At 70.9% G+C, this 25825-nt stretch carries 24 protein-coding genes; 13 read left to right on the top strand and 11 right to left on the bottom strand.

What is annotated here, in order from left to right; genetic code table 11:
- Positions 1-4 precede the first annotated feature (4 nt).
- The 7 genes from AB0G74_RS19380 (at position 5) to AB0G74_RS19350 (ending at position 8587) form a co-directional block, all read left to right on the top strand.
- Positions 5-1255, top strand: coding sequence for an acetate kinase (locus AB0G74_RS19380; protein WP_361147769.1), 1251 nt, complete (start codon positions 5-7; stop codon positions 1253-1255).
- Between the two features lie 74 nt (positions 1256-1329).
- A complete protein-coding gene (pyk, locus tag AB0G74_RS19375) occupies positions 1330-2754 on the top strand; it encodes a pyruvate kinase (protein ID WP_361147766.1) in 1425 nt (474 codons plus the stop codon).
- 237 nt (positions 2755-2991) lie between these two features.
- On the top strand, positions 2992-3666 hold the full coding sequence (locus tag AB0G74_RS19370) for a hypothetical protein (RefSeq protein ID WP_361147764.1): 675 nt from the start codon (positions 2992-2994) through the stop codon (positions 3664-3666).
- The gene (locus AB0G74_RS19365; RefSeq protein ID WP_361147762.1) at positions 3663-4349 is read left to right on the top strand and encodes a hypothetical protein; all 687 of its coding nucleotides are present in this window, start codon (positions 3663-3665) and stop codon (positions 4347-4349) included. The genes AB0G74_RS19370 and AB0G74_RS19365 overlap by 4 nt, the downstream gene beginning before the upstream one ends.
- Positions 4349-6301, top strand: a complete 1953-nt coding sequence (locus AB0G74_RS19360; protein ID WP_361147760.1) for a putative T7SS-secreted protein — start codon at positions 4349-4351, stop codon at positions 6299-6301. The genes AB0G74_RS19365 and AB0G74_RS19360 overlap by 1 nt, the downstream gene beginning before the upstream one ends.
- A 12-nt stretch (positions 6302-6313) precedes the next feature.
- Positions 6314-7819, top strand: coding sequence for an ADP-ribosylglycohydrolase family protein (locus AB0G74_RS19355; RefSeq protein ID WP_361147758.1), 1506 nt, complete (start codon positions 6314-6316; stop codon positions 7817-7819).
- Between the two features lie 78 nt (positions 7820-7897).
- Complete coding sequence (locus AB0G74_RS19350) at positions 7898-8587, top strand: toxin glutamine deamidase domain-containing protein (RefSeq protein WP_361147756.1); 690 nt, start codon at positions 7898-7900, stop codon at positions 8585-8587.
- 133 nt (positions 8588-8720) lie between these two features.
- Here AB0G74_RS19350 and AB0G74_RS19345 read toward each other — a convergent pair whose 3' ends face one another.
- From AB0G74_RS19345 to AB0G74_RS19330, 4 genes are all read right to left on the bottom strand, one after another.
- Positions 8721-10310: a hypothetical protein gene (locus AB0G74_RS19345; protein WP_361147754.1), complete on the bottom strand. Its 1590-nt coding sequence runs from the start codon at positions 10308-10310 to the stop codon at positions 8721-8723.
- Complete coding sequence (locus AB0G74_RS19340) at positions 10300-10875, bottom strand: DUF6114 domain-containing protein (RefSeq protein WP_361147752.1); 576 nt, start codon at positions 10873-10875, stop codon at positions 10300-10302. The genes AB0G74_RS19345 and AB0G74_RS19340 overlap by 11 nt, the downstream gene beginning before the upstream one ends.
- A 119-nt stretch (positions 10876-10994) precedes the next feature.
- Positions 10995-11648, bottom strand: a complete 654-nt coding sequence (locus tag AB0G74_RS19335; RefSeq protein ID WP_361147749.1) for a DUF6230 family protein — start codon at positions 11646-11648, stop codon at positions 10995-10997.
- 681 nt (positions 11649-12329) lie between these two features.
- Entirely contained in the window at positions 12330-13301 is a 972-nt protein-coding gene (locus AB0G74_RS19330) for a tetratricopeptide repeat protein (RefSeq protein WP_361147747.1), read from the bottom strand.
- A gap of 337 nt (positions 13302-13638) precedes the next feature.
- Between AB0G74_RS19330 and AB0G74_RS19325 the strand changes: the two genes are divergently transcribed.
- Complete coding sequence (locus tag AB0G74_RS19325; RefSeq protein WP_361147745.1) at positions 13639-14379, top strand: TetR/AcrR family transcriptional regulator; 741 nt, start codon at positions 13639-13641, stop codon at positions 14377-14379.
- Positions 14380-14448: 69 nt separating this feature from the next.
- Here AB0G74_RS19325 and AB0G74_RS19320 read toward each other — a convergent pair whose 3' ends face one another.
- From AB0G74_RS19320 to AB0G74_RS19305, 4 genes are all read right to left on the bottom strand, one after another.
- Entirely contained in the window at positions 14449-16149 is a 1701-nt protein-coding gene (locus tag AB0G74_RS19320; RefSeq protein ID WP_361147743.1) for a methylmalonyl-CoA mutase family protein, read from the bottom strand.
- Positions 16150-16275: 126 nt separating this feature from the next.
- On the bottom strand, positions 16276-16602 hold the full coding sequence (locus AB0G74_RS19315; protein ID WP_361147741.1) for a DUF3817 domain-containing protein: 327 nt from the start codon (positions 16600-16602) through the stop codon (positions 16276-16278).
- A 136-nt stretch (positions 16603-16738) separates the two neighbouring features.
- The gene (locus AB0G74_RS19310) at positions 16739-17248 is read right to left on the bottom strand and encodes a MarR family transcriptional regulator (RefSeq protein ID WP_361147738.1); all 510 of its coding nucleotides are present in this window, start codon (positions 17246-17248) and stop codon (positions 16739-16741) included.
- 154 nt (positions 17249-17402) lie between these two features.
- On the bottom strand, positions 17403-17750 hold the full coding sequence (locus AB0G74_RS19305) for a DUF3817 domain-containing protein (RefSeq protein WP_361147736.1): 348 nt from the start codon (positions 17748-17750) through the stop codon (positions 17403-17405).
- 166 nt (positions 17751-17916) lie between these two features.
- Between AB0G74_RS19305 and AB0G74_RS19300 the strand changes: the two genes are divergently transcribed.
- The 4 genes from AB0G74_RS19300 (at position 17917) to AB0G74_RS19285 (ending at position 20689) form a co-directional block, all read left to right on the top strand.
- Complete coding sequence (locus AB0G74_RS19300; protein ID WP_361147734.1) at positions 17917-18555, top strand: AIM24 family protein; 639 nt, start codon at positions 17917-17919, stop codon at positions 18553-18555.
- Entirely contained in the window at positions 18556-19206 is a 651-nt protein-coding gene (locus AB0G74_RS19295; RefSeq protein ID WP_361147732.1) for an AIM24 family protein, read from the top strand. It abuts the gene before it with no gap.
- Positions 19203-19988: an AIM24 family protein gene (locus tag AB0G74_RS19290; RefSeq protein ID WP_361147730.1), complete on the top strand. Its 786-nt coding sequence runs from the start codon at positions 19203-19205 to the stop codon at positions 19986-19988. The genes AB0G74_RS19295 and AB0G74_RS19290 overlap by 4 nt, the downstream gene beginning before the upstream one ends.
- A 224-nt stretch (positions 19989-20212) precedes the next feature.
- Positions 20213-20689 carry a MarR family transcriptional regulator gene (locus AB0G74_RS19285; protein ID WP_361147727.1) on the top strand — a complete coding sequence of 159 codons (477 nt, stop codon included), beginning with the start codon at positions 20213-20215 and terminating at the stop codon, positions 20687-20689.
- A gap of 138 nt (positions 20690-20827) precedes the next feature.
- Here AB0G74_RS19285 and AB0G74_RS19280 read toward each other — a convergent pair whose 3' ends face one another.
- Positions 20828-22255: a HAMP domain-containing sensor histidine kinase gene (locus tag AB0G74_RS19280; RefSeq protein WP_361147725.1), complete on the bottom strand. Its 1428-nt coding sequence runs from the start codon at positions 22253-22255 to the stop codon at positions 20828-20830.
- On the bottom strand, positions 22252-22917 hold the full coding sequence (locus AB0G74_RS19275; protein WP_361147723.1) for a response regulator transcription factor: 666 nt from the start codon (positions 22915-22917) through the stop codon (positions 22252-22254). Before AB0G74_RS19275 ends, AB0G74_RS19280 begins: the two co-directional genes overlap by 4 nt.
- 117 nt (positions 22918-23034) lie before the next feature.
- On the opposite strand from AB0G74_RS19275, the gene AB0G74_RS19270 reads away from it, so the two are divergent.
- Positions 23035-23667: a PepSY domain-containing protein gene (locus AB0G74_RS19270; RefSeq protein ID WP_361147721.1), complete on the top strand. Its 633-nt coding sequence runs from the start codon at positions 23035-23037 to the stop codon at positions 23665-23667.
- Positions 23668-24847: 1180 nt separating this feature from the next.
- On the opposite strand, the gene meaB is transcribed toward AB0G74_RS19270, so the two are convergent.
- Entirely contained in the window at positions 24848-25801 is a 954-nt protein-coding gene (gene meaB / locus AB0G74_RS19265) for a methylmalonyl Co-A mutase-associated GTPase MeaB (protein ID WP_361147719.1), read from the bottom strand.
- Positions 25802-25825: the final 24 nt, after the last annotated feature.

The following is a 25825-nucleotide window of genomic DNA, read 5'->3' as shown; positions in this document are numbered from 1 at the left end:
ACTCGTGACCACGTCCCCCACCTCTCCGGCCCCGGACACCCCGACCCGGATCCTCGTCCTCAACTCCGGCTCGTCGTCGGTGAAGTACCAGCTGCTCGACATGCGGGACGCGTCCCGGCTTGCGGTCGGCCTGGTGGAGCGGATCGGCGAGGGGGAGGCCCGGCTGGTGCACACCCCGCTGGCCGGGGGCGGGGCCGGGCTGCGGGAGTGGACCGGCACCATTCCGGACCACGCGGCGGCCCTGAAGGCGGTCGCGGAGGAGCTGGCGGCGGACGGGCTCGGCCTGGACTCGCCGGAGCTGGCGGCGATCGGCCACCGGGTGGTCCACGGCGGGCTGCGGTTCTCGGCGCCGACGGTGATCGACGACGAGGTGCTGGCGGAGATCGAGCGGCTGGTGCCGGTGGCGCCGCTGCACAACCCGGCCAACATCACCGGGATCAGGACCGCGCGGGCGCTCCGGCCGGACCTCCCGCAGGTCGCGGTCTTCGACACGGCGTTCCACACCACGATGCCGGAGGCCGCGGCGCGGTACGCCATCGACGTGGAGACGGCGGACGCGCACCGGATCCGGCGGTACGGCTTCCACGGCACGTCGCACGCGTATGTCTCGCGGGAGACGGCCCGGCTGCTGGGCCGGGCGCCCGAGGACGTCAATGTGATCGTGCTCCATCTGGGCAACGGCGCCTCGGCGTCCGCGGTGGCGGGCGGCCGGTGCGTGGACACCTCGATGGGCCTGACGCCGCTGGAGGGGCTGGTGATGGGCACCAGGTCCGGCGACGTCGACCCGGCGGTCACCTTCCATCTGAAGCGGGTGGCGGGCATGTCGACGGACGAGATCGACGTCCTGCTGAACAAGAAGAGCGGCCTGGTGGGCCTCTGCGGCGACAACGACATGCGGGAGATCCGCCGCCGGATCGACGAGGGCGACGAGCGGGCGCGGCTCGCCTTCGACATCTACGTACACCGCCTGAAGAAGTACATCGGAGCGTATTACGCGGTTCTCGGCCGGGTCGACGCCGTGGTGTTCACGGCGGGCGTCGGCGAGAACGCGGCACCCGTACGGGCCGCCGCGATCGCGGGGCTGGAGGAACTGGGTCTGGCGCTGGACTCCCGGCTGAACGAGGAGCGGTCCCCGAACGCCCGGATCGTGTCGCCGCCGTACGCGCGGGTCGCGGTCGCGGTCGTCCCGACCGACGAAGAGTTGGAGATCGCCCGGCAGACGTTCGCACTGGTCACCGCGGAAACACTCGACTGAGCGAATAGCCGCCCATTTGTATCTTCCGCCAGACGGAATATTCCGAGTCGAAACAAACCGATAGGATCCGCCTTATGCGCCGTTCCAAAATCGTCTGCACACTGGGCCCCGCCGTCGACTCGTACGAGCAGCTGAAAGCTCTCATCGAGGCCGGTATGAACGTGGCCCGCTTCAACATGAGCCACGGGACCCACTCCGATCACGAGGGCCGGTACCGCCGGCTGCGCCAGGCGCAGGAGGACACGGGCCGGGCGATCGGCGTACTGGCCGACCTCCAGGGCCCGAAGATCCGGCTGGAGACCTTCGCCGAGGGCCCCGTCGAGCTGGTCCGCGGTGACGAGTTCACCATCACCACCGAGGACGTCCCCGGCGACAAGACCATCTGCGGCACCACGTACAAGGGTCTGCCGGGCGATGTCTCCAAGGGCGACCAGGTCCTCATCAACGACGGCAACGTCGAACTGCGGGTCGTCGAGGTCGACGGCTCCCGGGTGAAGACGATCGTCGTCGAGGGCGGTGTCATCTCCGACCACAAGGGCATCAACCTGCCCGGCGCCGCGGTGAACGTCCCGGCGCTCTCGGAGAAGGACGTCGAGGACCTCAAGTTCGCCCTCCGGATGGGCTGCGACCTGGTCGCGCTCTCCTTCGTCCGGGACGCCGACGACGTCAAGGACGTCCACAAGGTGATGGACGAGGTGGGCCGGCGCGTCCCCGTCATCGCCAAGGTCGAGAAGCCGCAGGCCGTCGAGAACATGCTGGACGTCGTGATGGCGTTCGACGGTGTGATGGTGGCCCGCGGCGACCTGGCCGTCGAGTACCCGCTCGAAAAGGTCCCGATGGTCCAGAAGCGGCTGATCGAGCTCTGCCGCCGCAACGCCAAGCCGGTGATCGTCGCGACCCAGATGATGGAGTCGATGATCACCAACTCCCGGCCGACCCGCGCCGAGGCGTCCGATGTCGCCAACGCCATCCTCGACGGTGCCGACGCGGTGATGCTCTCCGCGGAGTCCTCGGTCGGCGCGTACCCGCTGGAGACGGTCAAGACGATGTCCCGCATCGTCATCGCCGCCGAGGAGGAGCTGCTCTCCAAGGGCCTCCAGCCCCTGGTCCCCGGCAAGAAGCCGCGCACCCAGGGCGGCTCCGTCGCCCGCGCGGCCTGCGAGATCGCCGACTTCCTCGACGGCAAGGCGCTGATCGCCTTCACCCAGTCCGGCGACACGGCCCGCCGTCTCTCCCGGTACCGGGTCTGCCAGCCGATCCTGGCCTTCACGACCGAGGAGTCCACCCGCAACCAGCTCACCCTGAGCTGGGGCGTCGAGTCCTTCGTGGTCCCCCATGTCGACAACACCGACGCCATGGTCGACCTGGTCGACGCGGAGCTGCTGAAGCTCCAGCGCTACAACGAGTCCGACACCATGATCATCACGGCCGGCTCCCCGCCCGGAGTCCCCGGCACGACGAACATGGTCCGGGTCCACCACCTGGGCACGAAGTCGTAACCGACACCAGTACGTCAGCGGCGGGGCCCGGTCCACACGGACCGGGCCCCGCCGCTTTTTCCGGAGCCCGGCCGATCGCATCACCGGGCGCCCGGCCCGTGATGATCAGCCGTCAGTATGATGCCCGGACAATCGCCGTTGGCTTGAACCCGCCTGAGCCCGGCCGGGCCTGAGACGGCCGGCGCCTCATCCGGCTTCGGACACCGGCGAACTCGGTTCATCAGCACAGGGGGTCCGATGACGCACGTGCCGCCCGGGGCGGATCACGACGCGCCGGGCCCCGAGCGGGCTGCCCCGGCCCGGCCGACGTCACGGCTCTCGGCATACGCGGAGATGGCACCGCCGCCCCGTAGCCGACCACCCGGCGGTGAACCGCCCGGCGGCCGGCGGCCGGACAGCGCAAGCGCCGCACCCACGCGGAACGCGCCGCCGCCCGTCGAGCCCGCCGGGAACCCGGCCGTCGAGGAATCGCCCGAGGACCGCCATCGCCGGGAGTTCGCCGGGCTGTTGGCCGGTTTCCGGCGGACGGCGGTACTGGTACCGCTGGGCGAAGGCGCGGGCCCGAGCACGGAGCCGGACGCGAGTACGGGCGCGGACTCGGAGACCCGACAGGGCTGGCTGACCGCCGACCACAACGGAATCCGCTTCGTCCTCGCCTTCACCGACGAGGCGGCGCTCGCCCGGTACGCGGAACTACGGGGCCGCTCCCACGAGGAGTGGACGTACGAGACGGTCCTCGGGGAGAAGCTGCTCGATGTGGCGGTACCCGCCGCCGGGATGCCCTGCGGTGTCGCGCTGAACTGCGCCGACGGGCCGCGCGGCATGGTGTTCCCGCCGGTGCGGGGGATCGTCCCGGACGAGGCGGCGATCGATCACGAACACACCGATCACTACGAGGGGGAAATCGGTTGAACGGCGACGGGGGCGTCGGCCCGGGGGGAAAGGACCTGCGGGCGCAGGGACTCGATCTGATAGCGAAGGGACTCACCGACGCGCTGGCCGAGTTGAAGGAACTCGGCATGGTCGGCACGGCCGGTACCGGGCGCGGCTTCGGTGATATCGCGCTCTCCGGTCTGGAGCTGGGACACGAGGACGTGGCGGACAAGTTCTCCACGTTCTGCGAGCGGTGGGAGTGGGGGGTCCGCACACTGATCAACGAGGGGAACACATTCGCCCAGGGGGTCGGGCTGTCGGCGGGCACGTACTACGAGACCGAGAAGTACGTGGAGGGCTTTCTGAAGATCGGCGCCAACTCGTTGGTCGGCAACCCCTACGCGACCGAGGACGAGGTCCAGCGGGAGGGCTGGGGGGATATCGCGAAGTCCGCCGTCGAGACCGACTACAGCCGGGAGTCGTGGGAGAAGGCCCAGGCCAATGTGGAACAGGGATACAAGGACGCCGGGCGCGATCTGATGACCTCACGCTTCCTGATGCACGGCCTCACTCCGCAGAACCTCCACGACGATTTCGGGGTTTCGGACGCCGACTACGACCGGTGGCTGGACGACACCTTCGGCCCCTCCCCCGAGGCCCGGGCCGAGGCGGCGCAGCAGGCGCAGCAGGCGCAGGGCGCGCCCGGCGGGGGCGAGGGCTGATGGGCTTCCTCGACAATCTCGAAGGCGCGGTCAACAAAGGGCTGAGCGTCGGCGAGGATCTGATCGACTCGGGCAAGGAGAAGCTCGGCGAGGCCATCGACTACGGCAGCGACAAGCTGGGCGACGGCCTCGACTACGTCGGTCTGGACGAGGCCGGTGACTTCGTCCACAACGCGGGCGACCACATAGCGGCCGGTCTCGGCGCCACCCCGAGCGAGCAGGGTCTCGGGCACACGGACGACCCCAAGCAGCTCGTCCACGGCAAGGTGGCCGAGATCCGGGAGTCCACCAAGCACCTCAAGGACTTCTACGCCGCGTTCGACCGGGTCGGCCAGGGCATGCGGAAGGTCGACTCCGGCGGCTGGCGGGGCGAGGGCGGTGACGCCTTCCAGCAGAAGGCCACCCTCCACCCGGCGAAGTGGGCCCGGGCGGCGGACGCCTGCGAGCGGGCCGCGAAAGCCCTGGACGCCTACGCCGAGACCGTCAAGAGCTCGCAGGACAAGGCGCAGGACGCCATCGACACCTACCGCCGGGGCCGCCAGGCCAGCGAGACGTCGGCGAAGGCGCACAACGAGAAGATCCAGACCTACAACGCCAAGATCCTCACGGGTGAGGACCCGGGCCCGCGGCCGGACGACTGGGTGGACCCGGGGGTGGCCGACCGCAAGAAGGCCGAGACCATCCTGGAGGACGCCCGGATGGCCCGGAACGAGGCCGCGTCCCGTACGGCGTCCGCCATCAGCGCGACCCTGGCGCACGCCCCGGCCGAGCCGCCGCCGCTGAGCCGGCTGGGCAACAACTTCATGGACCTGAACACGGCCATCGGGCTCGAAGGCGCCCAGCTGACCGGTGGCATCGTCAAGGGCACCGCCGGACTGCTCAACTTCGCCCGGGGCCTCAATCCGATGGACCCCTACAACCTCAGGAACCCGGCCGCGTACTACCAGAACGTCAATCTCACCCTCGCCGGGCTGGCCTCGACGGTCGCCCACCCGGACCGGGTCGTCCAGGCCGCCGTCGACGGGTTCAAGAACAACCCCACCGAGTTCGTCGGACGCCTGCTGCCCGAACTCCTCGGTACGAAGGGGGCGGGGTTCGCCAGGGGCGGGATGCGGCTGGGGGCCAGGGGCGTCCCGGACACCTCACCCGACGGGCCGCCGTCGTACCCGGACGGCTTCGGCCCGCCGGGCGTGCACACGGACGCCGCGAACCCCTCTCTGCTGGAGAAGTTCCTCGACGACCAGTTCCCGTCGCTCGACGACACGGGCGGGGGCACGGCGGGGCGGGCGGACGGCACGGCGCCCGACGGGCAGAAGCTCCCCAATGAGGACTTCGACGCGCTCAGCAATGAGCAGAAGCACGCGATCGCCTCCGGCGAGCTGCGCGGTGGCGTGCGCGAACTCGCGGACGATACCGAAGCTGCCAAATTCGGCGGCCAGCACTGGAACGACTACGCCGATTCGCTGCCGGACGAGGCCAAACAGGCGCTGAAGGACTATTCGGGCCCCATGTACAAGGACATGAACGGCTATCTCCGCGGCGATGCCGACATGGGTACGCCCGAGGTCCTCCGCAACATCGAGAACGCCGACAAGGCACTGGCGGGCCGGCCGGTACCGGAGGACGTCATGGTGGTCCGAGGGCAGAATGTGGACTATCTGAATGCCACGACAGCCGAGTCCCTCGTGGGGAGGAAGATCACGGAGGACGGCTATCTGTCGACGTCGCTCGGCGACAACGGCACCGTATCGTCCTTCAGCGGCAAGGATGCCGTCCTGCACCTCCGGGTCCCCGAGGGCCATCCCGCCATGTGGATGGAGAATGTGAGTTACTTCAAGGGGAGCGAGCGGGAGCTACTCCTCGGGCGCGGTACCTCGTACGAAGTGACGCGTGCCTTCGAGGACGGCGGTCAGTGGCATATCTACGGCACGGTCCTGCCGAAGAACCAGTAGAGGAAAGAACGCATGAATTCCGACCAGCACAACACCGGACGCCCCCGCTTCGTCCCGATAACCACCAATCTCCGTATCTTCGAGGACGACGGCTCCGGTATGCGCATCACCGGTGGACGGCCGCGTTATGAGAACAGGACCGACGGCGCCGTCCAGTACGTCGCGGTGGCGGACACCCAGAACGCCCTCGTCGGCTACCTCTGGTACAACGACGCAGACGAGGCCGCGGATTGGCTGCCGATCAAGTCCGGAGACTCTCGTGCGAGTAGTCACGGCGGTGCTTGGCTGGACCGGCTCGGCGCGGGCAAGGAACGCGGACTGACCCCGTCCCAGACGGTGACCGAATCCCTTCAGCAGTGGCCCTCCGCGAAATACACCCATCTCGTGCAGGGCTCCCTGGCCCAGGCGCCGAACCTGAGGACGCTGTACGAACGCGCAGGCCGCTTCAACATGGATCGCAACTGGAAGGTCTCCGCCAGCTCCCTCTTCGGTCTCGCCATCGGCGATGCCATGGGCTATCCGACCGAGTTCCTCAACATGGAGCAGATCGCGGCGACGTTCGGCCCGTGGACCGAGATGGGGCTGCCGCTCTCCAGGGGCGACGTCGCCCGGGTGACCGACGACACCCAGATGGCGCTGGCGGTCGGCGAGGCCCTCGTGGAGGCCGCCGGACCGTACCGCGAGGGGCACGGGCCGCGCGAGGCCGCCGCCGCCCTCACCCCGTACAGCGTCGAGGTGGCGCTCCGTAAGCACTTCGGCGCCTGGCTGCGCGACCCCGAGAACAACCGCGCCCCCGGTGGGACCTGTCTCCGGGCCTGCGGCAATCTCGAACGCGGGATGCGCTGGCAGGACGCCACCGTCATCGGCTCCAAGGGCTGCGGCGCCAATATGCGGGTCACCCCCGTGGGGCTGATCCCCGCCCTCGGTGTCGAGCAGCGCGCGGGTATCGCCCAGTTGCAGGCGGCGCTCACCCACGGTCATCCCACGGCGCTCGCGGCCAGTGATCTGACGTCGCACGCCACCTGGCTCCTCGCGCACAGGTTGCCGCTCAAGGATCTGCTGGCCGAGCTGCGCGCGTACGCCCAGCGGAACCGCACCACCTATCACGGCGACTGGCTCGGCGACCTCGCCGCCAAGGCGGACGCGCCGGACCCGGCGGCTTTCATCGCCTTCGGCTGGGACGAGACGCTGCGCGCCCTCGACAAGGCGGCCGAAGCCCTGCGGGTCAAGGACTTCGAGCGGGACCCGTGCGAGGCCGTGGGGCCCGGCTGGATCGCCGAGGAGGCGCTGGCCACCGCCCTGTACTGCCTGCTCGTCGTCAAGTACGACGGCCATCCGCGCACGGTGGTCGCGCGGGCCGCGCACTCCTCCGGCGACTCGGACTCCATCGCGGCCCTGGCCGGTGCCTTCGCCGGGGCCAAGCGCGGCAGCTCGTCCTGGCCGCCGGAGTGGCGCGAGGCCATCGAGTACAAGGAGCGCATCAGCGCCCTCGCCGCGGTCTGGGACTCCGTCGACTGACCGTCGGGGAGAGCCCGGGAGAGCCTGGCGGAGCCGGAGAGAACCCGAGAGACCTGAGAGAGCCGGAGAGAAGAACAGATGTCGGTTCCGGACCCGGCGGACCCCGCCCGGCGGGCGGCCGCCTGGCTGGGCGGGACGTACGGCGGACTCGTCGAACTCGCCGCGCCGCGGCCCGTCTGCGAGACGGAGACGGCGTGGCTGATGTCCTGCCGCACCCTGGCCCAGCCGGGTTTTCCGCGTACCCCGATGCTGGCGTCGTCCGTCGTCGTACCCAAGATCGGCGGCCATCCCTTCCACCCGGCCCCGAACGACCTGTTCGCGGATCTCCAGCCGGTGCCGCCGCTGGAGGCGGCCGAGCGGATCACCGGCCAGAGCCGGAGGATCAACACCCGCGGGTCAGTCGCCGCCCTCCACGCCACGCTCGACGGCTTTCCGGCCCGCCCCGTCCTGTGGCAGCCGGGGCACGAGGCGCCCGGCTGGTGGACCAGGCTGCGCCGCCGGTACTTTCCCGGCTTCGAGCCGGTCGCGGTGGACGGCTGGCACGACGTCGTCCGGGCCGTCGAGGAGCCGGGGCCCGACACCCGCGGACTGGTCTGGGTCCGGCGCGAGATGGGCGGCCACGAGATATCGGGCCATCTGATCTATGTACGGAATCTCCGGGGGCGGGCCGTCTTCCTCGACGCGCTCACCGCCTCGCTCGCCCGGCTCGACACCCGGTGGGTGCGCGAGATCGTACTCGTCCGGAGACTCCCCGGCACGGACGGCTGAACAGGCGGAAGGCCGAGTCGGCGGAGGGGCCGGGAAAGAGGCCGGACGGGCCGTGGACCATACCTGAAATGGCCCACGGCCCGCCCGTGGTCCGCGCGGTCCCGGGTCGTCGTGTCCCGGGACCGGGAGGAGTCTACGAGGACGCGTCGTCGTCCGTGAGGTAGTTGCGCAGACCGGGGATGGTCAGGGTGCCGCCGAACTGGCCGGCCTGTCGGAGCGTCACATCCGTGAAGAACGCGAACGGGATGTTCAGCGGTGGCGGGGTCGCGGGGCTGAAGGTGACCGGGATGATGCCGAACAGGTCGCCCTTCAGCTCCTCCGTGTACATGGTCACCGTACCGTCCCGGATCGTGGACGTGGAGCCGGGGCGGGCCCGGGCGTGCATGGTGCGGTCCGTCGTGGCGACCGTCAGCTGGTGCAGGTCCTTGATGTCGAGACTGCTCGCAGTGAACTTGAGGGCGGGTTTGAGCCTGCCGCCCGCGGTACGGACCTGGACGATGCCGTGGTAGTCGAGGCCCCTGAGGGTGAGCCGGGTGCTCTCCAGGGTCCACGGGTCGTCCGGCAGACCGGGGATGCCGCTCTCCTCCTTCGCCGCCGCGAGGGCCTCCGGGTCCGCCTCGGGGCAGGGGAAGCGCGGCACGGCGCCGTCGGGGATGTCCGTGTCCGGGCGGGGTTCGAGGCCCTTGGCGGCCTCGTCCAGCTCCTCCACGTCGGCGCCGACCCGGCGGGCCGCGTCCGTGATGGACTTCTTCGTACGGTCGGTCGCGCCACCGTCCTCGCCGGAACCGGCGGGCCGGGGCGCGGGGTCCTTCGCGGCGGGCCGCTGGGTGGTGCCGGGCTTCGGCCGCTGACCGGCGTCCGGTCCCGTGGCCGTGGGGTCGGGCTTCGGCTTCGGCGTGGGATTCGGCTTGGGTTTCGCGGCGGGCGGCGCGGTGGTCTCGTCCGGGTCTGTGTCGTCGGGGCCCTCTATGTCATCGGGGTCTTCTGTGTCGTCAGGGTCTTCCGGCTCGTCGGCGTCGTCCGGGTCGAGCAGATCCCTGATGGCGTCGCCGAGACCCAGCGGGTCCCAGGGGTCGTACGTCTTCCCCGGGCTCGGCTTCGCCTTCGCCGCAGGCGCAGGCGCAGGCGCGGGCGGGCCGGCGGGCGCCTTCGCGGGCGCGACCCCGGGCCCGGGCGGCGGCGACGCGGACGCCCGGGCGGTCGGCCGTACGGACGGTCGTACGGACGGCGGAGCCGCGGCCTGCTTCCTGACCGCGCCCTCCTGCGTCACGGCACCGTCCGGGACTCCCGTGCCCCCGACGTCCCCCTGACTCCCCGGCTTCTCTCCCGTACCGCCCTCCCCCGCCTCTTCCGGCTCACCGGGCGTCGGGTCCGGGGCGGACGACGGCCCCGGCGACGGAGTTTCAGCCGGTTCGGCTGTTTCGGATGGTTCGGCCGTACCGGACGGGCCCGGCGTCGGCTTCTCCCCCGGCGGGGGCTCGTCCGAGCGGGTCACACAGGGCCCGGGGGCGTACGGAATCCGGTCGTCGGCTATCGCCAGGCGCGGGGTGAGCCCCATCCCCATCAGTACGGCCGTCGGCATCGCCGCGAGCGCGATGACCTTGCCCGTCGGGGTCTGGAGCTTGCTCAGCAGGGACTTGCGGGGCGCCGCGTGCCGGGGGCCCTCGCGGCCGTGCGGGCCGGTCGTCCCGGCCGGATCCGGCGGAGAGACATCACCCTGCACTGTTCCTCCCACCGTCGGGCTCTGTGGTGGTGGACTCCCCGGATACCTCCGTCTTCTCCATGGAGACGGGCGGTGTCACGGACTCGGCCGGTGCGGCCGGAGCGGACACCGCCGCGACACCTCTGGTCAATGGACCGGGGTCGGTGTCCTGTGGCGGGACCGGCTCGCCGGGTGCCCAGGCGACCGAGAGCGCACCGCCGACCAGGGCCAGTACGAAGCCCATCAGGAAGCCGCCGAGGTTGGCGACGGGAATGGAGATCAGCGCCAGCAGGATCGCGGCGATCCCGGCGAAGACCCGGACGATGTGGTGGAACCACATCGTGAAACCGAGGGTGACCAGCAGTACGCCGATGATCAGCGACGCCGCCCCCGCCGTGGTCGACAGGGAGAGGGTGACATGCCCGAGCTTGAGGGTCGCGTAGGGGAAGTAGGCGATCGGGACCCCGCCGAGCATGGTGAACAGCCCCGCCCAGAACGGCCGCTGCCCCCGCCAGTCACGGAACCGCCGCCGGATCGCGCGAAGGACGTTCTCGTTCTGCCCGGTGGCCATGGAGTCGGCGCTCATGGAAAAACAGCTCCCTGGAACTGGTGTCGCTGGTGGTGAGTGGGGCGGGCGGTCACAGCCGCACCGGTGTCACCGCCCGCCCGGGAAGGAGTTCTAGAGCCCCTCTTCCACAGGAGGGCCTAGAAACACTCGACTCCGGGGCCGGAGCCCTTCTTGATCTTCATATCCAGACCGCCGAGCGTGAACGTGCCCGCCGTGGTGGCCCACGCCCGCTGTTCCACCTCGGTGAGCACGGCCTTGTCGGCCTGCTGGGCGAATCCGTTCGGCTGGATGTCGTCCTTGACGGCGGGCCCCTTCCCCACCTTTGCGTCGTCGGTGTGCTTGGCCGCGATACCGATGTCGATATCGGTGAACGTGGCATCACCCTTGAGTTCGGAGATGTCCAGATAAAGATTCTTGGCGGTGACGGATTTGTCGCCGTAACCCGCCTTCAACTGAAGGGTGAAGGTGCCCAGCAGCGGCACCTTGGTGACCACCGACTGGCACATGTCCTCGATCGTCGCGGACTTGAAGGTCGAGACCATGACCGGCCGGCCGATCGTCTCGTCCCCGTCGAGTTCCGCGTACGCGTCGACCACGCCCCCGTACTGAGAGAACCCCTGGCCGTCCAGATAACCGGCCCTGACCTTGAACTCCTGGCCCGACACGGCGAAGGACGCCGCGAGCGCCCCCTGAGCCAGGCCGACACCGATCGCGGCCGTGGCGGCCACACTCGGCACCATGACTATGGCGAACCTTTTCCATCTGGTTCCGCCACGAGCCACAGACTCCATGACTTGTTCCTCCTTCTCGGACGTACCACCCCGGAGGCGGACGACGGACGCCCGTCCGGAGATGGGAGAAGTGCTACGTCCCCGGAAAGGAGAGCGCTTGCGGTCCGGGCGCGCAGCGCGTCCGGAACACCGGCGATCACCCCCGAGCGACAACCACTGATCGCGCCTGACGCGTCAGGCGCGACCTCGGGTCGGACAGGCCCTGCCGTACGGAGTCGTACGGACGACAGGTACCCCCCTGTCCGCGTCCGGCGTGCCGCCGGCCGGCCCGATGGGGACCCACCGATCGCGGGGGCACGGCGGCAACCGGGCCGGTGCGATAGTGGACCGAGCGTGCCGATCGTTGTGCATTCCGAGCCGTGACACAAGGGGCTTGGTTACTGGCCAGTAACTCTTCGGCGACCGCCACCCCGTCACGCCACTCCGGGCAGCCACACAGGGTGCGGCGCCACCCATGCCAGAAGCGATGAAAGCCAGTAAAAACGGGGCGAAAGACGGCAGTTGACTTACTGCGAGTAACAGGGCTTCACTTTACCAATTTTTGGTAAAGCGCTTTCATCACCCGTCACGGGCGCCCCGGAGGCGGTACGGAATCCGTACCTCCGCGACCGCCGCCCCCGCGCGCGAAGACCGGCCGCCGACCGCCGCCGGGCGGACCCGGCGGCCGGTCGTGACGGCGGTTCAGAACAGTACGCGCGCCAGCGCCCCGCGGGCCGCCGTCACCCGGGGGTCGTCGGCCCCGACGACCTCGAACAGCTCCAGCAGCCGGACCCGCGCGGCGTCGCGCTCCTCGCCCGCGGTCCGCCGGACCGTCTCGATCAGCCGCCCGAAGGCGTCCTCGACATGACCTCCGACGAGATCGAGATCGGCCGCCGCGATCTGGGCGACGACATCGCCGGGCCGGGCCGCCGCGTCCTGGCGCACCTGCTGGGCGTTCAGATCCTTGACCCGGCCCAGCAGTTCGGCCTGGGCCAGCCCCAGCTTGGCCTCCGTATTGCCCGGATCGTCCGAGAGCACGTTCTTGTACGCCCGGACGGCGCCGGCGAAGTCACCCGCGTCCAGCGCGTCGACGGCGGCGGAGAGCAGGGAGTCGTACGGCCCCGGGGGCGCGGCCTGCGGCTCGGCGGCGGCGCCTTCGGCACCCGGGTCGACGGTGATCCCGGTCAGCCCGAACCGCTGCTCGGCGACCTCGATCAGCTGGTCCAGCGTCGCCCGGATCTGCTCCTCGGGCGCCGCGCCCTGGAACAGCGGCAGCGCCTGGCCCGCGACCACGGCGAAGACGGCCGGAATGCCCTGGATGCCGAACTGCTGCATCAGCGTCTGATTGGCGTCGACATCGATCTTGGCGAGCACGAAGCGCCCGTTGTACTCCACGGCCAGCCGCTCCAGCAGCGGGCCGAGCTGCTTGCAGGGCTGGCACCACTCGGCCCAGAAGTCGAGGACGACGGGCACCTCGGCCGACCGCTGGACGACATCGCGGTCGAAGCCCGCCTCGTCGACGTCGATCACCAGGCCGGAGGGGGCGACGGCTCCGCCACCGCCCTGGCGAGCGGCCTCGGCACGGGCCTGCTCCGCCTTGGCCTTGGCCTCGTTGGCCGCCTTCACCGCGGCGAGGTCGACGACACCGCTCATGGACATGTTCCTAGGCTGCATGGGTACATCCTCCCCCCTTCGCGCGCGCAAGTGAAAAGCACGGTGTGAAAACCCCGCCAGCGCTGTCCGGAACGGCTCGGACGAGCGGGTTCCCGCGGTCTCCGGCGGGTCGTACGGTCCTGCGGCGGCGCGCGGTCCCCCCTGCGCGCCGGTGGCTGTCGCGAAGAAGGCGGCGGACGCGCCCTGCGGCCTCGCAGTCTCGCGGCCTGTCAAAGGAAGGGGCGCCCACATTTTCGCTACGCTTCGTAGCGTAACCGTGGCGGTACTGTACCGTGCCGGACCCCCGCCGTGAAGTGGATCACAAGGATCCGTCTACCCGCGGGTATGGTCACTCGTCATGCAGAGTCGGCAGAGCCGCCGGAACCACCGGGGACGTCCCAGGACCGCCGGAACCGATACGGCGATCCTGGACGCGACCCGCGCCACCCTGGTCGACCTCGGCTGGTCGAAGCTGACCATGGGCGAGGTCGCGGCCAGGGCCGGGATCGCCAAGACCACCCTCTACCGCCGCTGGGACAACAAGAACGACCTCGTCGTCGACGCGGTCGCCGTCCTCTTCGACGAGCTGAGACCGCCCGACCGGGGCAGCCTCGCCGCCGATATGGAGGACGTCGTCCTCCAGTTCGCGGCGCTGCTGGAGCGCCCGGAGGCCCGGACCGCCCTGATGGCGGTGGTCGCGGAGGGCGCCCGGGACGAAGCGCTGCGGCGCCGGATCCGCTCCGCGATCGTGGACCGCCAGAAGCGGCTGGTCCTCCAGGGACGGGCCCGGGCCCAGGCCCGGGGCGAGCTGCCGTACCGCGACGCCGGACCGGGCCCGGCGGACGGCACGGCGCCCGGGCCCGGCATCCGTACGGCGGAAACCGGCACGGACACCGAAACCAGGACGGACACCGATGCCGGCACCGGGACCGAGACGGAGCCGCTCGCCGGAACCGACACGGAGGCCGATCTGATCTTCGACGTGGTCGCGGGCGCCGTGGTCCACCGGACCCTGGTCAGCTCCGCGCCCGTGGACACCGCCTGGGCCCGCTCCCTGACGTCCCTGCTGCTCGGCGGACTCCTCCCGCCGCCCCGCTGACCCCGGGCCGGAGGCGCGCCCGGGGCCGTACGGCTCCGGTACCCGCCGGATCGCCGTACGGCCCGGGGCTCAGAACCCGGGCGGCTCCGTGTACGTCCCCCACTCGTCCCGCAGCACCCCGCAGATCTCGCCCAGGGTGGCCTCCGCGCGGACCGCGTCCAGCATCGGGCCGATCATGTTGGTCCCGCTCCTGGCCGCCGTCAGCATCGCGGCCAGGGACGACCGGACCCGGGCGTCGTCCCGGTGGGTGCGCCGGTCGGCCAGGACCCGGACCTGCTCGCGTTCGACCTCGTGGCTGACCCGCAGGATCTCCAGATCGCCGGTGACGGAGCCGTGGTGCACATTGACGCCGACGACCCGCTTCTCCCCCTTCTCCAGCGACTGCTGGTAGCGGAAGGCGGATTCCGCGATCTCGCCGGTGAACCAGCCGTCCTCGATGCCGCGCAGGATCCCGGAGGTGACCGGCCCGATCGGGTGCCGCCCGTCGGGGTGGGCCCGGCGGCCCCGCTCCTTGATCTGTTCGAAGATCCGCTCCGCGTCGGCCTCGATCCGGTCGGTGAGCTGCTCCACGTACCAGGAGCCGCCGAGCGGATCGGCGACATTGCCGACGCCGGTCTCCTCCATCAGCACCTGCTGGGTGCGCAGGGCGATCTCGGCGGCCTGGGCGCTGGGCAGGGCCAGGGTCTCGTCGAGGGCGTTGGTGTGCAGGGACTGGGTGCCGCCGAGGACCGCCGAAAGGGCCTCGACCGCGGTCCGTACGACGTTGTTGTACGGCTGCTGCGCGGTGAGCGAGACCCCCGCGGTCTGGGTGTGGAAACGGAGCCACTGCGCCTTGTCGGTGCGGGCGCCGTAGACGTCGCGCATCCAGCGCGCCCAGATCCGCCGGGCGGCCCGGAACTTGGCGATCTCCTCGAAGAAGTCGAGATGGGCGTCGAAGAAGAAGGAGAGTCCGGGCGCGAAGACGTCCACGTCGAGGCCGCGGCTCAGGCCCAGCTCGACATAGCCGAAGCCGTCGGCGAGGGTGTACGCCAGCTCCTGCGCGGCCGTCGCCCCGGCCTCGCGGATGTGGTAGCCGGAGACGGAGAGCGGCTTGTAGGCGGGGATGCCCGCCGCGCAGTGCTCCATCAGATCGCCGATCAGCCGCAGATGCGGCTCGGGCTCGAAGAGCCACTCCTTCTGGGCGATGTACTCCTTGAAGATGTCGGTCTGGAGCGTGCCGTTCAGTACGGCCGGGTCGACGCCCTGGCGCTCCGCCGCGACGAGGTACATACAGAAGACGGGGACGGCGGGTCCGCTGATCGTCATCGAGGTGGTGACGTCGCCGAGCGGGATGTCCTTGAAGAGGACCTCCATATCGGCGGCGGAGTCGATGGCGACCCCGCAGTGGCCGACCTCGCCGAGGGAGCGCGGGTCGTCGGAGTCCCGGCCCATCAGGGTGGGCATGTCGAACGCGACCGAGAGACCGCCGCCGCCCGCGGCCAGGATCATCTTGTAGCGCTCATTGGTCTGCTCGGCGTTGCCGAACCCGGCGAACTGGCGGATGGTCCAGGTCCGGCCCCGGTAGCCGGTCGGATGGAGCCCCCGGGTGTACGGGTACTCCCCCGGCCAGCCGATCCGCTCGAATCCCTCGTACGTGTCACCCGGCCGGGGCCCGTAGACCGGCTCGACCGGGTCGCCGGAGAGCGTCGTGAAGTCCGCGTCGCGCTTGCGGGCCTTGTCGTAGCGGGCCTGCCAGCGCCGGCGGCCCTCCTCAATGGCGTCAGCGTCCATACCCCCAAATTACTAGGACGTCCTAGTAAATGTCGATGGAAGAACGCCGTACGAGGGATCCGTACGGCGTTCGGGCGGCTCGACGCCTGGTCGCCGGGGTACGGGCGGGGTGCGACGGGGTGCCGGTTACGCCTGGACGGGCTCCGGGGCCGTACCGTCGATCAGCGCCTGGGTCTCCCGGCTGATCTTCGGCTCGACGAAGAAGGAGGCGACCGGGATGCAGCCTGCGGCCAGCACCCACAGCAGCTTGCCGAAGGGCCACTTCGCCTTGGAGCCCAGATCGAAGGCGAAGATCACATAGACGATGAAGAGGACACCGTGGATCTGGGAGATCACCATGGTGTCGCCGGTCTCGAAGCCGTACTTCAGCACGATGGCGCCGGTGAACACCAGAAGCCAGACGGCGGTGATGTACGCCATCACCCGGTAGCGGGTCAGCACGGTTTGTTTCATGGCGCCGAGCCTAACGGGGCGCGGATACCACCTCGCGGCCGGGGGTGTCCAGCCCCGGCGCGCGCCGGAGCGCCGGAGGGCGCCCGCGGAGCGCGTACGAGGTCACCGGAGCGCCGGGCCCGCCGCGCCGCCCGGGTCACGCCTCGTCGAAGTCCTGGGCGGCCACCCGCAGCGGCCGGAGCATCGCGAAGATCTCGGCGCACTCGTCGGCGTCGTACGTGCCGAGACCGAAGTCCATGGCCATCAGGTCCCGGGTGGCGGCCTCGACGACCTCCCGGCCCTTCTCCGTGATCGACGCCAGGGTGCCGCGGCCGTCGTTGGGATTGGGCCGCTTCGCCACCAGACCCGACCTGACCAGCCGGTCGACCGTATTGGTGACGGAGGTGGGGTGGACCATCAGCCGCTCGCCGATCTTGGACATCGGCAGCTCACCGGCCTTGGAGAAGGTGAGCAGCACCAGCGCCTCGTACCGGGCGAAGGTGAGCCCGTACGGCTTGACGACGGCGTCGACCTCGGCCAGCAGGATCTGGTGGGCCCGCATGATCGAGGTGATCGCGGCCATCGAGGGCACCGGGCCCCAGCGCTGCCGCCACAGCTCGTCGGCGCGGGCGATCGGATCGAAGGAGAGGCTGAGCGGCTTGGACACGGGCCGACCCTATCGAGTGACCGCCGAAGCGTGAGGCCCGTCTCGCCCTTCGAACCCCGGCCGGGCCCGGGCCCGGCCGGAACGGCCCGGAAACGCGGACGGGTCGCCCGCCGCGTACTCGACGCGGCGGGCGACCCGTGGGGTCCGCCTGTACTCAGGCCGTTTCGACGGTGCCCTCGCGGCGCGCCCGGGCCGCGATCACCTCGTCGTCCGCCGCCCGCTTCAGCTTGCGCTCGGCGACGAAGCCGCCGAGCGGCACCACCGAGAGCACGAAGTACAGCGCCGCGGTCTTGAACTCCCACTTCGTCCGGTTCCAGGCGTCGAGCCAGAAGAGGACGTAGATGATGAAGAGGATGCCGTGGATCATCCCGAGGGCCGGGACCGCGTTGAAGTCCGTCGTGCGCTTCAGCACCGACGCGATGATCAGCAGGACGAAGGAGACGGCCTCCGGCGCCGAGATCAGCCGGAGGCGGTGGAGGGACGAAGCGGTCTTGATGTCCACGGCGGATGCACCTTTGACTCTTAGACGATCTTGTGAAAGCGCTCACAAGCGCAGCCCCTATTCTGACAGCCGCTTTGCCGAGTCTTTGTCCGGGGTGGCCTTCCGGCCGCCGTGATCCTGCCCACGGACCTGTCCCCGCCCCGCCGGTGCCGGATACCTTCGACCGGTGGCAACCTTCCGGCTCCAGGGGAGCAAGGTGCTCGCGGTCGACCTGACCGGCGACACCGTCAAGGCGAAGAACGGGTCGATGGTCGCGTACGACGGCCGGATGGCCTTCAAGAAGCTGTCCGGCGGCGGTGAGGGCATCCGGGGGATGGTGACCCGCCGGATCACCGGCGAGCAGATGACGCTGATGGAGGTGAAGGGGGAGGGCACCTGCTTCTTCGCCGACCGGGCGTCGGAGATCAATCTGGTCGATCTCACCGGCGACAAGCTCTATGTCGAGTCCAGCAATCTGCTGGCGGTGGACGGCGGGCTGCGGACCGGCACCAGCTTCACCGGACTGCGCGGCGGCGCCTCCGGCAACGGCCTCTTCACCACGACCCTCGAAGGCACCGGCCGGGCCGCGATCATGTCGGACGGCCAGGCGGTGGTGCTCCGGGTGACCCCGCAGTACCCCCTCTCGGTGGACCCGGGGGCGTACGTCGCCCACCAGGGCGAGCTGCGGCAGAACTTCCAGTCCGGGGTCACCTTCCGCACCTTCATGGGCGAGGGCGGCGGCGAGGCGTTCCAGATCCGGTTCGAGGGCGACGGCCTGGTCTACGTCCAGCCGAGCGAGCGGAACACGATCGCGGGTGACGTGTAGATGGCCTTCCGCGAGATCAACTCCAAGATGATCGAGGCGACCGTCGCCCCCGGGCAGCGCCTCTTCAGCCAGCGCGGCGCGATGATCGCGTACCGGGGCGAGGTCTCCTTCACCCCCAGCACCACCGGTGGCGCGGGCGGCATCGGCTCGATGATCGGCCGCCGGGTGGCGGGCGAGGCCACCCCGCTGATGAGCGTCGAGGGCAGCGGTACGGTGCTGTTCGGCCACGGCGGCCACCACATCCAGGTGGTCGAGCTGACCGGCGACACGCTCTATGTGGAGGCCGACCGGCTGCTGGCCTTCGACGGCGCGCTGGAGCAGGGGACGATGTTCCTCGGCTCGCAGGGCGGCGTGATGGGCGTGGTCCGGGGCCAGGTCTCCGGCCAGGGCCTGTTCACCACGACCCTGCGCGGCCACGGCGCGGTCGCGGTGATGGCCCACGGCGGGGTGATCGAACTGCCGGTCGTCCCGGGCCGCCCGGTCCATGTGGACCCGCAGGCGTACGTGGCCCACCACGGCGACATCCGCAACAAGCTCTCCACCGCCCTCGGCTGGCGGGACATGGTGGGCCGGGGTTCGGGCGAGGCGTTCCAGCTGGAGCTGAGCGGCAGCGGCGCGGTCTACGTACAGGCATCGGAGGAGAAGCTGTGACCGGTCCCGGTGGCCTGGTGGCCCACGATCCGACGACCCTGCCGGGCGACGACAACGTCAACCCGTACACCTTCTGTGTGGAGTTGAAGGGGAGCCAGTGGTTCCTCCAGAAGGGGAAGATGATCGCCTATTACGGGCGGATCGACTTCAACGGCATCGGCCACGGCCGGCTCGACCGGCTGCTGCGGACCTCCTTCCACTCGCCGCTGCACGCGGCCGACTGGGTGGTGGCGGAGGGCAGCGGGAAGATGCTGCTCGCGGACCGGGCGTTCGACGTCAACTCCTACGACCTCGACGACGGCAATCTGACCATCCGGGCCGGGAACCTGCTGGCCTACCAGCCGTCGCTGGCGCTGAAGCAGTCGATCGTGCCCGGCTTCCTCACCCTGATCGGGACCGGGAAGTTCGTGGCCGCGTCCAACGGTCCGGTGGTCTTCATGGAGCCGCCGCTGCGGGTGGACCCGCAGGCCCTGGTGGGCTGGGCGGACTGCCCGTCACCCTGCCACCACTACGACCACGGCTATATGACCGGGGTGATGGGCGGGGTACGGGCGCTGACCGGGCTCGGTGGTACGTCGGGCGAGGAGCACCAGTTCGAGTTCGTGGGCGCCGGAACCGTACTGCTCCAGTCGTCCGAGAGCCTGCTGCCGGAGACCGCGACGGGGGCGCCTCCGGCGCAGGCCGGGGTGCCGGGCGGGCCCGGCGGGAGCCAGGCGCAGCACGGCTCGGCCCCGCGTCTGCCCGGCCAGCTGGGGGATCTCCAGCGCCGTTTCGGACTGTGACCGGGGGCACCCGGAGTGTGCGGCGGGGCGGACTGCGCCCCTCGCGCGCTGCGTACACTGCGCAGTCCCACGGGTGGTCGCACGGGCGGTCGCACGAGTGGCCGCGGTACGACCGACGCCGTACGGGGCGCCCGGCGTCCCGGGTGTCGCGCGTCACACCCCCGCGGACCTCCGGCACCTCCCAAAATAGTCCGCCTTTCAACTTTTTTAGGTAGAATCCATCTATGGAGACCGAGACGGCCACCCGCTGGCTCACCGACGACGAACAGCGCACCTGGCGTACGCACCTCGACGTCAGCCGACTGCTGATGCACCAGCTCGAAAAGGACCTCCAGCCGTTCGGCCTGACGAACAACGACTACGAGATCCTGGTCAACCTCTCCGAATCGGCCGAACTGCGGATGCGGATGAGCGATCTCGCCGCCGCCACCCTGCAGTCCAAAAGCCGGCTCTCCCATCAGATCACCCGGATGGAGACCGCCGGACTGGTCCGCCGGGAGAACTGCGAATCCGACCGGCGCGGGCTGTACGCGGTCCTCACCGACCACGGCATGGAGACCATGCGGAAGGTCGCCCCGCACCATGTGGCGTCCGTCCGCCGCCACTTCATCGACCTCATGACCCCGGAGGCGCTGGCCGATCTGCGGGAGTCCCTCACCCCCGTCGCCGAACATCTGCGCGGCCACCGCGGCAAGGTCTGACCCGGGGCGGCACCCGGCGGGCCAGGACCCGGGCCCCGTACCACCGGCGGCGTGCCGGAGTACGGGGCCGGGGCGTTCCGGAACCCGTACGAGCCCGGCCCGTGCGGTCATACGAATGACCGCACGGACGGCCCGGGGTCACGCCGACGGCAACCGCAGTACGAAAAGCGCACCGCCCGCCGGGGAATCCGCCACCATCAGGGTGCCGCCGTGCCGCCGGGCCACATCCCGGGCGATGGCGAGCCCGAGACCCGCGCCGCCCTCGTCCCGGCCACGCGCCTCGTCCAGCCGGACGAACCGCTCGAAGACCCGCTCCCGCTCGTCCTCCGGCACCCCGGAACCGTCGTCGCCGACCGCCAGCACCGCGTCGGCGCCCTCCCGGCGTACCGACACCGTCACCGCCCCGGCCGCGTGCCGCTGCGCGTTGTCCAGCAGATTGCCCAGCACCCGGGCGAGCTGCCCCGGCGACCCCAGCACCTCCACCCCGTCCGCCGCCACCACCGTCACCGGCACCCGGTCCACCGCGCCCCGCTGCGACGACTCCTCCCGGGCCAGCGCCCCCAGATCGACCCGCGACCGCCCCGGCCGCTCCCCCGCGTCCAACCGCGCCAGCAGCAGCAGATCCGCCGCCAGCTGCTGCAGCCGTACGGTGTCGGCCACCGCGCCCGGCACATCCAGCAGCCCCGGATGGGCCTCCCCCACCTCCAGCTGCGTCCGCAGCGACGCGATCGGGCTCCGCAACTCGTGCGAGGCGTCGGCGACGAACCGCCGCTGCCGCTCCACCGACGACTCCAGCGCCGCCAGGGTCTCGTTGGTGGTCCGCGCCAACCGCGCCACCTCGTCCCGCGTCCCCGGCTCCGGCACCCGCCGCGACAGATCCTCGGACGCCGTGATCGCCGCCATCTCCGTCCGGATGTCCTCCACCGGACGCAGCGCCCGCCGCGTCACCAGCCAGGTCACCGAACCCACCACCAGCAGCAGCACCGGAAGACCGGCGAGCATGGCCTCCCGTACCGACTCCACCGCGTCCTGCTCAACCGTCAGCGGCGCGCCCGCGTAGACCGTGACATCCCGGCCCTCGCCGATCGTCACATCCACGGCGGCGAAGACGTACCCGGCCGACTCGCCGTCCACCGTCGCCTCGCCCCGGCTGAACCTCGGCGGCCCACCCGACACATGGCCCCGGTCCGGATCGTCGCCGTCCGGCTCGTCCCCGGTGTCGCCCTCCTCGGGATCCTCGCCACCGGACCGCCGGGGCTCCGGCGTCACATCGGCACTGCCCGTACCCGAGACCTTCTCCAGATCCTTGCTGACCGCGACCGTCCGGCCGTCCTCGTCGACGACCTGCACCGGCCGGTCCTCCGTCGACGGTACGGTGATCGGCCCCGCGTCGCCCTCCGCCGCGATCCGCGACGCCACCTCCCGGGCCGTGACCTCCGCCTGCAACTCGGCCTGATCCGTCAGATATGCCCGCAGCACCATCAGCACCGCGAACCCCGCCGCCACCAGCGCCACCGCCACCACGGCCGTCGCGCCGATCGTCGTCTTCGCCCGTACCGACCTCATCGCGGCGCCACCAGCCGGTAGCCCGCACCCCGCACGGTCTGGATGTACTGGGCGCCCAGCTTCCGGCGGAGCGCGCTGATGTACACCTCGATGATGTTCGGATCCCCGTCGTAGGCGAAATCCCAGACGTGCTCCAGGATCCGCGCCTTGCTGACCACATCGCCCGCGCGGATCGCCAGCTGCTCCAGCACCGCGAACTCCTTCGCCGTCAGCGTGACCTCCCGCTCCGCCCGGTACACCCGGCGGGCCGCCGTCTCCACCCGGAGATCCCCCACCACCAGCGACGGAGACACCGCGCCCCGGCCCCGGCGACGCAACAACGCCTTGATCCGGGCCGTCAGCACGACATACGAGAACGGCTTCGTCAGATAGTCGTCCGCACCCGTGTCCAGGCCCTCCGCCTCGTCGTACTCGCCGTCCTTCGCGGTCAGCATCAGAATCGGCACGTCGTTCCCGGCCGCCCGCAGGGCGCCGCAGACCCGGTAGCCGTTCATCCCCGGCAGCATGATGTCCAGAATCACCAGGTCGTAGCCGCCCTCGGAAGCCCGGTGCAACCCCTCCGTACCGTCGTGCACGACATCCACGGCATAGCCCTCGGCGGTCAGTCCCCGGGCCAGGGAGAGGGCGAGACGGCGCTCGTCCTCGACGATCAGCAGACGCATGACCACAGGGTCGCAAACCCAAGCTGAAGAAGGCTTCAGGTGACTTCAGCAAGCCTTCAGGTGCACTCCGTCACCTTGGGAACGTCCAGTCAGCCACGACGACCGACGGGAAACCCCATGAAGCGCAAGATCGTCCTCGCCACCGCCGTGGCCGCCCTGATGGCGGGCGGCACCTACACGGCGTTCGCCTCGTCCGGCGCGCTGTCCGGCACGCCCTCCGCGTCCTCCTCCTCCGCCACCTCCGGCGACGGCGCCGCGCCCGTCTCCCGGATCTCCGTGACCCAGGCGACCGACGCCGCCCTCGCCAAGTTCCCCGGCACCCTGGAGTCCGCCGACCGCGACGACGACCGCGGCCACTGGGAGATCGAGATCCGCGCCACCGACGGCAAGGAGCGGGAGGTCACGGTCGACGCGGTCACGGGCGAGGTGCGTGCGGACGACGACCGCGATGACGCGGACGACTCGGACGACCGCGACGACCGCGACGACCGCGACGACCGCGACGACCGGGACTCCGGGGACGACCGGGACTCCTCCGACTCCCGGGACGACGACGCGTCGGCGGCCGGCGCGAAGACCACCGCCCGCCAGGCGACCGACGCGGCACTCAAGCTCCACCCCGGCACGGTCACCGAGGTCCAGTTCGACGACGGCCACTGGGAGGTCGAGGTCCGCGGCGACAACGGCAAGTCGTACGACGTCGACGTCAACGCGACCACCTCCAAGGCGACGACCAGCCCCGACGACTGACGCCTCCCGCGGGGGCGCCTCCCGCTGTGGGGTTCCTGGTCCCCGGGCCCCCGGTGTGGGGTTTCCCGCCTCGTGCGGGGTCTTCGCGCCTCGCGCCCCGGGCGCCTGGTGCTGGGCCCCCGTTGCGTGCGGGGCCGTTCGCGCCTCAGGCGCCGGCGGGGCTGTTGAAGATGTGACCGTCACTCCGGCGGTATGCGGGCGCACTTGTGCAGCGTCGGGAGGGTCGGTGGCCTCCGGGCTCACCTCCTCACGGACGGCGGAAGTGGGGTTTCCTGGGAGGCAGACCCGGTCTTTTCCGCCGTCCGTTGCGGGGGCGACCCTGCACCCCCCGACCACGCCGACTGGACATGCTGCTCGGGGCTGAAGCCCGTCCCGGGGAGGGGAGGGTGCGACCTGATGTTGTCGGTCCACCCGCACCCCGGTGGCTGGCTGGTCGCGCAGTTCCCCGCGCCCCTGGCTCCCCCGTTGCCGCCCTTGGAAAGGTCCCCGCCCCTCATCTCGGGGCCGGGACCCATAGGCAAGGGCCCCGGCTCCTTCTCCCGGGGCGGGGCCCTTTTCAGGGCCGGTGAGGGGAAGGTGGTTAGGGGCGCGGGGAACTGCGCGACCAGCCAGCCACGGTCCGCAGACCGCGAACAACACCAGGCTGCTGGGCGCGGCCCGGGTTGTGGGCCTCACCCGGAGGACCAAGGCGCTGGGGGTCCCCCCATTGCCGAAGGCACAGGGGGCGGAACTGCGCGACCAGCCAGCCACCCAGGCGCGGGTGGACTGACAACACCAGGTGGCACCCGTCCCCTCCCCGGGACGGGCTCCAGCCCCATGACGCATGTCCAGTCGGCGTGGTCGGGGGGTGCAGGGTCGCCCCCTGGGGGTCCCCCCAAAGGCAGCTTTGGGGGAGGATGGCGGAAAAGACCGGGTCTGCCTCCCAGGAAACCCCACTTCCGCCGTCCGTGAGGAGGTGAGCCCGGAGGCCACCGGCCCTCCCGACGCTGCACAAGTGCGCCCGCATACCGCCGGAGTGACGGTCACATCTTCAACAGCCCCTTGGGGGTTCCCCCAAAGGCAGCTTTGGGGGAGCCTGAGGCGCAAGCAGCCCCGCCGCCGCAAGGAACCCGAGAACAAAGGGCCGCACGCCGCGAGGAACCCCGGCACCAGGAACCCCACAGCGAGCAGCGCCCCGGGGCTACCCCGTGAGGCCCTCCAGGAGTGTGTCGGCCGCGCCGTAGGGGTCGAGGGAGCCCGCGACCACGCGGGACGCGAGCGCGTCGACTCGCCGGTCGCCGTGGAGGTCCGCGATCCTCGCGCGGAGGGCCGTGACGGCGATGGTCTCCACTTCGCCCGCCGCCCGCCGCAGCCGGCGCTCCGCGAGGACGCCGTGTTCTTCCATCCAGGCGCGGTGTTTGTCGAGGGCCGTGACGACCTCGTCGATGCCTTCGCCGCGCGCGGCGACGGTCTTCACGATGGGTGGGCGCCAGTCGCCGGGGGCCCGGGCCTCGCCGAGGCCGAGCATGTGGTTGAGTTCGCGCGCGGTCGCGTCGGCGCCGTCGCGGTCGGCTTTGTTGACGACGTAGATGTCGCCGATCTCCAGGATGCCCGCCTTGGCGGCTTGGATGCCGTCGCCCATGCCGGGGGCGAGGAGGACGACGGAGGTGTCGGCCTGGGCGGCGATCTCGACTTCGGACTGGCCGACGCCGACGGTTTCGACGAGGACGATGTCGCAGCCCGCGGCGTCGAGAACGCGTACGGCCTGGGGCGCGGCCCAGGCGAGTCCGCCGAGGTGGCCGCGGGTGGCCATGGAGCGGATATAGACCCCGGGGTCGGACGTGTGTTCGGACATGCGGACGCGGTCGCCAAGGAGGGCTCCGCCGGAGAACGGGGACGACGGGTCGACGGCGAGTACGCCGACCCGTCGGCCGGTTCTGCGGTAGGCGCTGACCAGCGCGGAGGTGGTGGTGGATTTGCCGACGCCGGGCGAGCCGGTCAGCCCGACGACGTACGCGTTGCCGGTGAGCGGCGCGAGCGCGGCCATCACTTCCCGCAGCTGGGGTGACGCCCCCTCGACGAGGGAGATCAGCCGGGCGACGGCGCGGGGGTGTCCCGCCCGTGCCCGGTCGACCAGTTCGGGGACGTCCACCATGGCTCCACTCCTCACGTCTGTTCG

This window comes from Streptomyces sp. NPDC020875, from assembly GCF_040641415.1.
In the GTDB taxonomy this organism is placed as follows: Bacteria; Actinomycetota; Actinomycetes; order Streptomycetales; family Streptomycetaceae; genus Streptomyces.
This window is presented reverse-complemented; position numbering and strand designations above follow the sequence as displayed.